Source organism: Aphanizomenon sp. UHCC 0183, from assembly GCF_009712065.1.
GTDB classification, from domain to species: Bacteria; Cyanobacteriota; Cyanobacteriia; order Cyanobacteriales; family Nostocaceae; genus Dolichospermum; species Dolichospermum heterosporum.
Genome location: NZ_VILC01000012.1, coordinates 87,669 through 96,882 on the forward strand (window position 1 = coordinate 87,669; position 9,214 = coordinate 96,882).

The window sequence follows — 9,214 nt, forward strand, 5'->3', positions numbered from 1 at the left end:
AGGGGGGGTAGGGGAGTAGGGGGGGTAGGGGAGTAGGGGGGGTAGGGGAGTAGGGGGGTAGGGGAGAAATTTCTTTCTTCTTTCTTCTTTCTCCTGAACTCCTGAATGGGCGCAGGCCCTGCGCCCCTACCTCCTGATAGCGTAGCGTGGCGTTAGCCATACTCCTGAACTCCTGGAGGAGGAAACCCCGCCCCTACTTAATTTCTCGATAGTGTTTTTGAAGATCCTCAATCGTGAACAAAGCCTCAAACTGCAACCCAGCCGACTCATATAGCTCCCCACCGCCCTGCAATCTATCTATAAGGGAGATTACCCTATCTACCGTATAACCAGCCGCCTGTAGCCTCTCCACAGCCTTGAGCGCAGATTGTCCAGTTGTTACCACATCTTCCAAAACCACGACTTTTGCCCCCTGGGGTAAACTGGGACCCTCAATGTAAGCCATTGTTCCGTGTCCCTTGGCTTCTTTGCGAATAATTAAAGCTGGTATCGGTCTATTTTCGTACACAGAAACTACACTAACTGCTGATACAATAGGATCAGCCCCCAAAGTTAAACCTGCTACAGCTTGAGTATCTTTAGGTAACATTGGTAATAATAATCTAGCCATAGCCAAAGCACCTTGGGGGTCAAGTGTGACTTGTTTACCATTAATATAGTAAGAACTCTGTTGTCCAGAGGAAAGAACAAAATCACCTTCTTGATACGCAAGTCGGCAAAATAAATCTAGTAACTTTTGACGGAGAGTGGTTAAATCAGTGGTAGTTGCCCAAATGTTTGGGTTGATAGAAACTTCAGAGGAATAAGACATTACAAACAATTAAAAGTTATGTTAAACCAAAATTGAAACTCAACAGAGTTATCTTTATTAAGCATAAATTAAGATTTACCCAAAAAGTAGCGAGAATCAATCAACTCCATTACCCTCGTTCCCAGACTCCGGCTGGGAATGCCCTCAAGAGGCTCTGCCTCAAGCATCCCACCTCACACCTCAAAAATCAACCAACTCAACAGACAATAAACTTGGTAATTCCAGATAATTCCGATAACTAGAATAACGCCAATGAGACGGCTTATCAACATAACCACGTTGCACCGGATTATGATGAATGTAATCTAAGTAGGTGAACACAATAAAACCAAACTGTGTAAAGAAATGTAAAATCGCCCAAACCCTTTTCACTCTTGCCTCTTGCCTCTTGCCTTTTGCCTTGCCATAACGACAATTTTCAACGCTCACCTACTTAATTTTTGTCTAAACATTTCCTCATTAGAAATTGTTTGGGGGTGAAAACCTTCTTGCCAAAGTTGATAATCTTGTTTTGTTTTATGTTTTAATTTATGAACTTCCAGTTGCTGAAGTACATAACTGACGTTATTTTTTTCAAGTAAATCAATAATCGAACGAGCGGTAAATGATTTAAAATTTGCGATTTCTTTAGATAAGTTGGCAGCAGCAGCAATAAGATGAAGATGGTTTTCCATAATCACATAACCATACAATGTCAACCGCTGCTGGCATTGGAGAAAATTGAGGGAATCTATAATAATTTAGGCAATTTCCATATTGCCAAATAATGGCATCCAATTTACCAATGTGCAGGTAAGAAAGTGGGGTTGTGTTCCTAATACATGATAGCGGCTGCGTCCCATTGTATTTTTTTGATTTATACTCAACACGGCTTAATTACTTGATTCTCCGGGTAGGGGTTTAGCAGTGCTAAACCCTTACAAATCTCGGGTTTTCGTGATTTTACAAAAGTCCATGTCTCAACCGTTTTTAGTATATCTTGGTATTAAGGTGAGGCAGAGCCTCTGGGGGGCATTCCCAGCCGGAGTCTGGGAACGAGAGATAAGGTGAGGCAGAGCCTCTGGGGGGCATTCCCAGCCGGAGTCTGGGAACGAGAGTTACAGTTTGCGGTTGACTAGGGTGGCGCTGGCTTGGTCAACAGGCATCAGTAAGACCTCACTAATATTAACATGACTCGGCCTAGTGGTACAGAAAAAGATCACATCAGCTACATCATCAGGAGTTAGGGGTTTAACTCCCTCATACACCTTTTTAGCCCGTTCTATATCACCATGAAAACGCACTTCACTAAATTCTGTTTCTACCATACCAGGGTCAACAGATGTCACTCGCACAGGAGTTCCTAAAAGGTCTTGTTTTAAGCCTTCAGAAATGGCTTTAACGGCGGCTTTTGTCCCACAATAGACATTACCACCGGGATAGGTTTGATGTCCAGCGATAGAACCAATATTGATAACATGACCATGATTCCGTTCCACCATTCCTGGGACAACATAGCGGGTAAGGTAAAGCAAACCTTTGATATTAGTATCAATCATTTCTTCCCAGTCTTGAAAGTCGCCTTCCTGTAATTTACTTAAACCGCGACTTAAACCAGCATTGTTAATGAGAATATCAATATTTTTCCAAGATGAGGGTAGGTTAGCAATAGCAGATTCTACCGCCAAGCGATCGCACACATCAAGTTGCAATAAATGGATTTTCTCAGATGGAATATCTAACGAATTAGCTAATTGCTGTAACCGTTCCCACCGTCGTGCGGCTAAAATTAGTTTTGCATCAGCATGAGCAAAAATCTTGGCACAAGCAGCACCAATACCACTACTTGCACCAGTAATCAAAACAATTTGGTTTTGCATGGAGTTGTCAGTTGTCAGTTGTCAGTTGTCAGTTGTTCGTTGTTCGTTGTTCGTTGTTAGTATACTCTTGACCAATGACCAATGACCAATGACCAATAGCTACTTCTTAACTACCTGCAATCGTTGAGTAATAATAGTCATATCTTCACCTCGGCGAATTACAGCGGAAATCCATTGAGGTCCGGGAGTAGAAGGTGCGCGTCCTATTTTGAAGAGTCCACCAGAATTGAGAAATTCTAAATTTGCAATTGTGGGGTTGAGAAGTTTATTTGCCTGAATGGGTTCTTCTATGGCTGTTCCCAAGAGAAAATCTTCACCTAATGGTTCTTGGACAATGGCATCAAAACTATATTTTTCCCCAACTTTTACCTGTTGTGGTAATTTAATTTCTACTTGGGGTGGTTTACTACCAGCGGTTAATTGAGTCCGTTCTGATAGAATATCTTGATGAAAGATTTTTGAATTTGCGACTTTTTGCCGCGATTTAATTGTAGATTGCAGAGTTAAATTATTATTACCTGATGCTGGTAAACCGCTAATTGTGGTGACAGTATCCGCAATAATTGTATTGCCTTCCGATTTCCAAGATTCTAGCTTGGTTGTGTAACGTAATTTGGGATATCGTTTCCAAAGTCCTGTTAAGGCTTGTTCCATTGCTTTGCGATTCAAACCGTCACCATGAGTAAATGTAGGGCTATAAAATTCCATGACACCGTTCACATTACCTTGATTAGCAGCATTATTAATTTGTGTTAATAGGTTAGTGAGTGTAGCAGGGGCATTTCCGGGTTGACCAGCTTGTGCCAATTGCCAGGTGCTGGATAAACCAATTGCTAGTACACTGGAAATTAGGGAAATACTCGTGATCAATGTTTTGTTACGTTTCATTAATAAGGAGATAATTTTAGTCATAGGGAAGATTTTAGTGATTTGATGATACAAGATCAGGAATTTGTTTTATCTTAATGAAACTGGGAGATAAATGGTATAGTCGGGAATGGTAAATCCATCAATTAGATTACTCATAGCAGCTAGTGGGACAGGTGGACACTTGTTTCCGGCGATCGCATTGGCAGAAAAACTGCCAGAATACAATATTGAATGGCTGGGTGTGCCAAATCGGCTAGAAACTCAGTTAGTTCCCAAGATATATCCTTTAAATACGGTTGATGTTGAAGGGTTTCAGCAAGGTTTGAGTCTTGGTTCTGTCCGCACCTTGTGGAAATTAATCAGTTCGATTCTTCAAGTTAGACGGATTTTGCAACAAGGAAAGTTCCAAGGAGTTTTCACCACAGGGGGTTATATTGCCGGACCTGCGGTGATTGCAGCACGTTCTTTGGGTTTACCTGTGGTTTTTCATGAATCTAATGCAATACCTGGCAAAGTTACCCGCTTTTTTGGGCCTTGGTGTAAGGCAGTGGCCATAGGATTTGATGTAACTACTCAATATTTACCTGGGACAAAAACTGTCTATGTGGGTACTCCTGTTCGTTCTCAGTTTTTAGATGAGTCTGTTAATAACACTTTAGATTTACCTATTCCTGATGGTGTGCCTCTAATTGTGGTGTTTGGTGGTAGTCAGGGGGCTGTAGCTGTCAATAAATTAGTCCGACAGTCTGCGGACGCTTTATTTCAAGCCGGTGCTTATATTGTCCATTTAACGGGTGATAATGATCCCGATATTCATAGTCTTCAACATCCTCAATATATCGCTCTGGCTTTTTATGATCATATGGCGGCTTTGTTGCGAAGAGCTAATTTAGCTATTAGTCGTTCTGGTGCAGGTAGCTTGACAGAATTGGCAGTTTGTGGTACTCCAGCAATTTTGATTCCCTATCCCTTTGCGGCAGAAGATCATCAATCTTATAATGCGGCAGTATTTACTCAGGCTGGTGCGGCTTTGTCCTTTAAACAGTCGGATTTGACTCCGGAAATATTTACAACTCAGGTATTGAATTTGTTGCAGTCTCCGACGGAATTAGGGAAAATGGGAGAGAAGGCCAAAGCGATCGCTGTTCCTGATAGTGCAGATAAATTGGCAACTTTGGTCAAAGAAGCGATCGGCAATTAATTCCCATTAACTTAAAATAGTCATGGCTAAATTGTGAGCATTTGGTGATATGGCGCGGTAGGATAGATAATATCTCTCAGATTTGCAACAATCGTTTACAAGTATTACAAAAACACAGCATATTTTAAACGAATGAGGTACAGGATTTAAATTCAAAGCCAGACAGAAAGCCAGTTTTACTCCTGACTCCTGACTGGGTGCAGGCCCTGCGCCCCTACTCCTGAATTCTGCTGTACAGTAACACTCTAAAAGATTTACCAGCCGCCACTACGGTGGACTAATGACTATATTTACATTGAACTAGGAAAATTGCGAACTTTTGTAGCGATATACTAAACACGGTTAGGACATGGACTTTTACGAAATTACGAAAAACCTAAATTTGTAGGGGTAAAGCAAAAGCTCATTGGTGTCAACTTAACGTAAAACCCATAGCCCGCCTGGGAATGAATTCCCAGTCTAAGGGACTTCCAAATAAAAAAATACTCAACCACCTAACGCAAAAATCTCTCAAACCCTTATTCCTCTGTGTCCTCTGCGCCTCTGTGGTTCGTTAATCAGGATAATTTATTTCTTGGAAGTCCCTAATAGCATTAACGTAAAACCCATAGCCCGCCTGGGAATGAATTCCCAGTCTAAGTAGGTGAGCGTTGAAAATTGTCGTTATGGCAAGGCAAAAGGCAAGAGGCAAGAGGCAAGAGTGAAGAGGGTTTGGGCGATTTTACATTTCTTTACACAGTTTGGTTTTATTGTGTTCACCTACTTAATAGCAGAAGTTGTCTTTTGATGACTAAATAACCCAGAAATTTTTGAGTAAACTTTAGTTTACTTTCGCTATTAGCCCGGAAATTCATTTCTGGGTGGGTGTGGAAGCCAACAAATAAGCCATCTGTAGCCTAAGTTGACACCAATGAGCACTGCTAAATCCCTACCCACAAAATCAAATGAATAAGCCGTGTTGAGTATAGTTTGACTTTTATTATGAGAGAAGAGGACAAAGGGCATTTTCTAACAATGATAAAAGCCTGTTGTCATCAGTTTCTGATATTCCCAATGTGACTAATTTGCTGAAATGGAAAATAATCACAACAGTTTGACAAAGCTAAATAAGGAGAATCGGGGTTTGGGAATGGAACGGTGGAAACAAGACTTCAAAAATGACCTGATTGCTGGTTTGCTGGTGGTAATTCCCCTGGCAACCACAATCTGGTTAACAATTACCATAGCCACCTGGGTAATTAACTTTCTCACCCAAGTTCCTAAACAACTTAATCCCTTTGATGGCTTAAATCCAATCCTAGTAAATATACTTAATTTACTAGTAGGATTAGCAGTGCCATTATTAAGTATTCTAGCTATTGGTTTAATGGCTAGAAATATTGCTGGTCGGTGGTTATTGGATTTTGGTGAACGGTTATTACAAGCGATTCCTCTGGCAGGACAGGTATATAAAACTCTCAAGCAACTCTTAGAAACTCTCCTAAAAGATTCTAATGGTAAATTTCGGCGGGTAGTTTTAGTAGAATACCCTCGTCCGGGCATTTGGGCGATCGCATTTGTCACCGGCGCAATTAGCAATGAAATCCAAAGTCAAATATCCCGTCCCGTCATCAGTCTATTTATTCCCACTACCCCTAATCCGACCACAGGATGGTATGCAGTAGTACCAGAAGAGGATGTAATTAATCTCTCTATATCCGTAGAGGATGCTTTTAAGATAGTTGTGTCAGGTGGTATAGTCGCCCCTAATATTCCATCACCAGAGCTTTCTGCACTGTCAGCAGGATCATCTTTAGAAATACAACAGCGGGAAATTCCCGAAATAGAAACTAAACTCGATACCAACCTAGCAAAGTGAACAAAAAATAGATAAGCTAATTGTTCATCTGTGCTAGAACTCATATATTTTTCATCATCCCAACTGTATGCAACGTCGTAAACCCCAACAAATAGCCCGCGAATTGGCTCTGTTAAGCCTTAGCCAATTACCCATTAACCCCAAGAAACTGGAAACCCTATCAGACGAGCAATTAGTCTCTAAGTTAGTTTTAGGGGCAGTCCGTACCCTGACATTAGAGGTACAGGACACATTGAACAATGCCGCAGGCGAATTACAACGGAGTAATGATCGCCTATTAACTAGCGAAACGAGAGCCGCTGACTTAAATACGGCTAGAACTATGTTGAAAGAGGCAATTTCCTATACCCAAATAGCTATCAATCAATTAGGTACATCCGTTGATTTTCCTGAATTAATTCAGTTAGCTAATCAAGATAAGGAAGTTCGTAATTACGCTAAAGCTATTATTATTACCGTTAGTGAAAATCATCAGGCTATCGAAGAATCTATCTCTCATGCTTTAGTAGATTGGCAAGTTACCCGTCTCGCCCAAATTGATAGGGATATCCTGCAAATAGCCACCGCAGAAATAAAGTTTATGAAAGTTCCCAATAGTATTGCCATTAACGAAGCTGTAGAATTAGCTAAACGCTACAGTGGAGAAGACGGACACCGTTTTATTAATGGTGTTCTCCGCCGAGTTAGTGAACAAAAACAACCTGTTTAAATTGGTCATTGGTAAGACTTTTATTCCTTATTCTTCTTTCTTAACTCCTGAACTCCTGATAGCGCAGCGTGGCGTTAGCCATACTCCTGAATGGGCGCAAGCCCTGCGCCCCTACCTCCTGATAGCGTTCACGTAGTGTGCCGAAGGCATAGCGTGGCGTTAGCCATACTCCTGAATGGGCGCAAGCCCTGCGCCCCTACCTTCTGATAGCGTTCACGTAGTGTGCCGAAGGCATAGCGTGGCATTAGCCATACTCCTGATAGCGCAGCGTGGCGTTAGCCATACTCCTAAACTTCTCTAATTAAACTACAATGGCTTTTAATTGGTTTCATCGTCCGAATAATGAATCTGCTGATACTCCTGAAACTCAAAATCAGGAGGAAACACCCGCAGTAGAAGCAACTGAAACAGAAACAACCGGACTAGATACGGCGGATTTGTTGGCTTTTGCTAAAGCTGCTTATAAAAATATTCAAGAAAAACAACAAATAGAACCAGAATCACCTGTAGCTGTTGAAGAAAATACTGTTACTGAAGAAATAGTAGAAACTGCACCGATAGAAATCGCCACCAATATAGCAGAAATTACTGAGGATGTTGTCAGTGAATTAGAAACAGCTAATTTATCTTTTTTAGAACGGGCTGCGGCTGAAAGAGAAGCTAAACAGGAGAAATTAATTGCTAGTGCGATAGAAACAGAGATTCCAGAAACACTGACAAACCCAATAGCAGCAGAAGTCGAGATTCCAGAACTGGTGTTTGATGATGGGTTTAAGTGGTCAGCCAAGGTTTTAGCCGCCCAAGGGAGAAAAGCCGAAGATATTTCTCTAGAAGAAATTACTTGGTTGAAAAAACTGCGCCAAGGTTTAGATAAAACCCGACGGAATATTCTCAACCAACTCAAAGCAATTGTTGGTCAAGGACCTCTTAATCAAGCGGCTGTAAATGAAATTGAATCAGTACTTCTACGGGCAGATGTGGGTGTAGAGGCGACGGATTATATTATTGCTGCGCTCCAGAAAAAAATACTTGCGGAAGTTACTCCACCGGAACAAGCGATCGCTTATCTGAAAGAAATTCTCAGAGGTATGCTAGATGCACCCCTGCAAAACCAAGATAAACCCAGCTTTGCACCGGAAAAAGACCAACTTACCATTTGGTTAATTACCGGAGTCAATGGCGCGGGAAAAACTACCACCATCGGTAAAATTTCTCACCTAGCCCAAAAATCTGGTTATAAATGCCTGATTGGGGCGGCAGATACATTTCGGGCGGCGGCTGTGGAACAAGTCAAAGTTTGGGGAAATAGAAGCGGTGTAGAAGTTATCGCCAATCCTGGGAAAAACACAGATCCAGCAGCAGTGGTATTTGATGCGATCGCCGCCGCCCAATCAAGAGAAACCGAACTACTATTAATAGATACCGCTGGGAGACTGCAAAACAAGAAAAACCTCATGGATGAACTCAGCAAAATCCGCAAAATCATAGATAAAAAAGCCCCTCATGCCCGCGTTGAATCCCTGTTAGTTCTCGATTCCACCTTGGGACAAAATGGACTGCGACAAGCTGAAGTATTTTCCCAAGCAGCCCAACTCAGTGGCGTTGTTTTAACCAAATTAGACGGAACAGGTAAAGGGGGTGTAGCGATCGCTGTCGTCCAGCAATTAGGCTTACCTATCCGTTTTATAGGCGCTGGTGAAGGAATTGAAGATTTGCGTCCATTTTCTAGTTACGAATTTGTAGAAGCATTACTAAGCGGTTGATAACGCCATCAAAAAAGCGATTATAAGTCGCGGATACACAGACAAAACCCACTTTCGTGGGTTAAGAAGCCTTAATTTTTCATTAGTCCAGGTATCCCTTACGGGATCACAAGTTAGGTTTATTCAGCAAGCCCTAATTACTT

General features: G+C 41.7%; 10 protein-coding genes. 4 read left to right on the forward strand and 6 right to left on the reverse strand.

The annotated features are described in order from the left end of the window. Positions 1-193: 193 nt before the first annotated feature. The 6 genes from pyrE to FJR37_RS06370 form a co-directional block, all read right to left on the reverse strand. On the reverse strand, positions 194-811 hold the full coding sequence (gene pyrE / locus FJR37_RS06350) for an orotate phosphoribosyltransferase (RefSeq protein WP_168465593.1): 618 nt from the start codon (positions 809-811) through the stop codon (positions 194-196). Positions 812-991: 180 nt separating this feature from the next. Beyond that, entirely contained in the window at positions 992-1,240 is a 249-nt protein-coding gene (locus tag FJR37_RS26865) for a hypothetical protein (RefSeq protein ID WP_254434525.1), read from the reverse strand. Further along, the gene (locus FJR37_RS26870) at positions 1,237-1,485 is read right to left on the reverse strand and encodes a hypothetical protein (protein WP_254434526.1); all 249 of its coding nucleotides are present in this window, start codon (positions 1,483-1,485) and stop codon (positions 1,237-1,239) included. Before FJR37_RS26870 ends, FJR37_RS26865 begins: the two co-directional genes overlap by 4 nt. Positions 1,486-1,551: 66 nt before the next feature. Then, positions 1,552-1,680 carry a hypothetical protein gene (locus FJR37_RS27390; RefSeq protein WP_256366866.1) on the reverse strand — a complete coding sequence of 43 codons (129 nt, stop codon included), beginning with the start codon at positions 1,678-1,680 and terminating at the stop codon, positions 1,552-1,554. Between the two features lie 228 nt (positions 1,681-1,908). Further along, entirely contained in the window at positions 1,909-2,670 is a 762-nt protein-coding gene (locus FJR37_RS06365) for an SDR family oxidoreductase (RefSeq protein ID WP_168465594.1), read from the reverse strand. 99 nt (positions 2,671-2,769) lie between these two features. Continuing rightward, positions 2,770-3,582 carry a nuclear transport factor 2 family protein gene (locus tag FJR37_RS06370; RefSeq protein ID WP_168465595.1) on the reverse strand — a complete coding sequence of 271 codons (813 nt, stop codon included), beginning with the start codon at positions 3,580-3,582 and terminating at the stop codon, positions 2,770-2,772. Between the two features lie 85 nt (positions 3,583-3,667). Between FJR37_RS06370 and murG the strand changes: the two genes are divergently transcribed. The 4 genes from murG (at position 3,668) to ftsY (ending at position 9,071) form a co-directional block, all read left to right on the forward strand. Beyond that, complete coding sequence (gene murG, locus FJR37_RS06375; protein ID WP_168465596.1) at positions 3,668-4,741, forward strand: undecaprenyldiphospho-muramoylpentapeptide beta-N-acetylglucosaminyltransferase; 1,074 nt, start codon at positions 3,668-3,670, stop codon at positions 4,739-4,741. 1,072 nt (positions 4,742-5,813) lie between these two features. Next, positions 5,814-6,599, forward strand: a complete 786-nt coding sequence (locus tag FJR37_RS06380) for a DUF502 domain-containing protein (protein ID WP_039201930.1) — start codon at positions 5,814-5,816, stop codon at positions 6,597-6,599. Between the two features lie 67 nt (positions 6,600-6,666). Further along, positions 6,667-7,308 carry a transcription antitermination factor NusB gene (gene nusB, locus FJR37_RS06385; RefSeq protein WP_039201931.1) on the forward strand — a complete coding sequence of 214 codons (642 nt, stop codon included), beginning with the start codon at positions 6,667-6,669 and terminating at the stop codon, positions 7,306-7,308. Positions 7,309-7,619: 311 nt separating this feature from the next. Continuing rightward, positions 7,620-9,071: a signal recognition particle-docking protein FtsY gene (gene ftsY / locus FJR37_RS06390; RefSeq protein ID WP_168465597.1), complete on the forward strand. Its 1,452-nt coding sequence runs from the start codon at positions 7,620-7,622 to the stop codon at positions 9,069-9,071. The last annotated feature ends 143 nt before the right edge of the window (positions 9,072-9,214 follow it).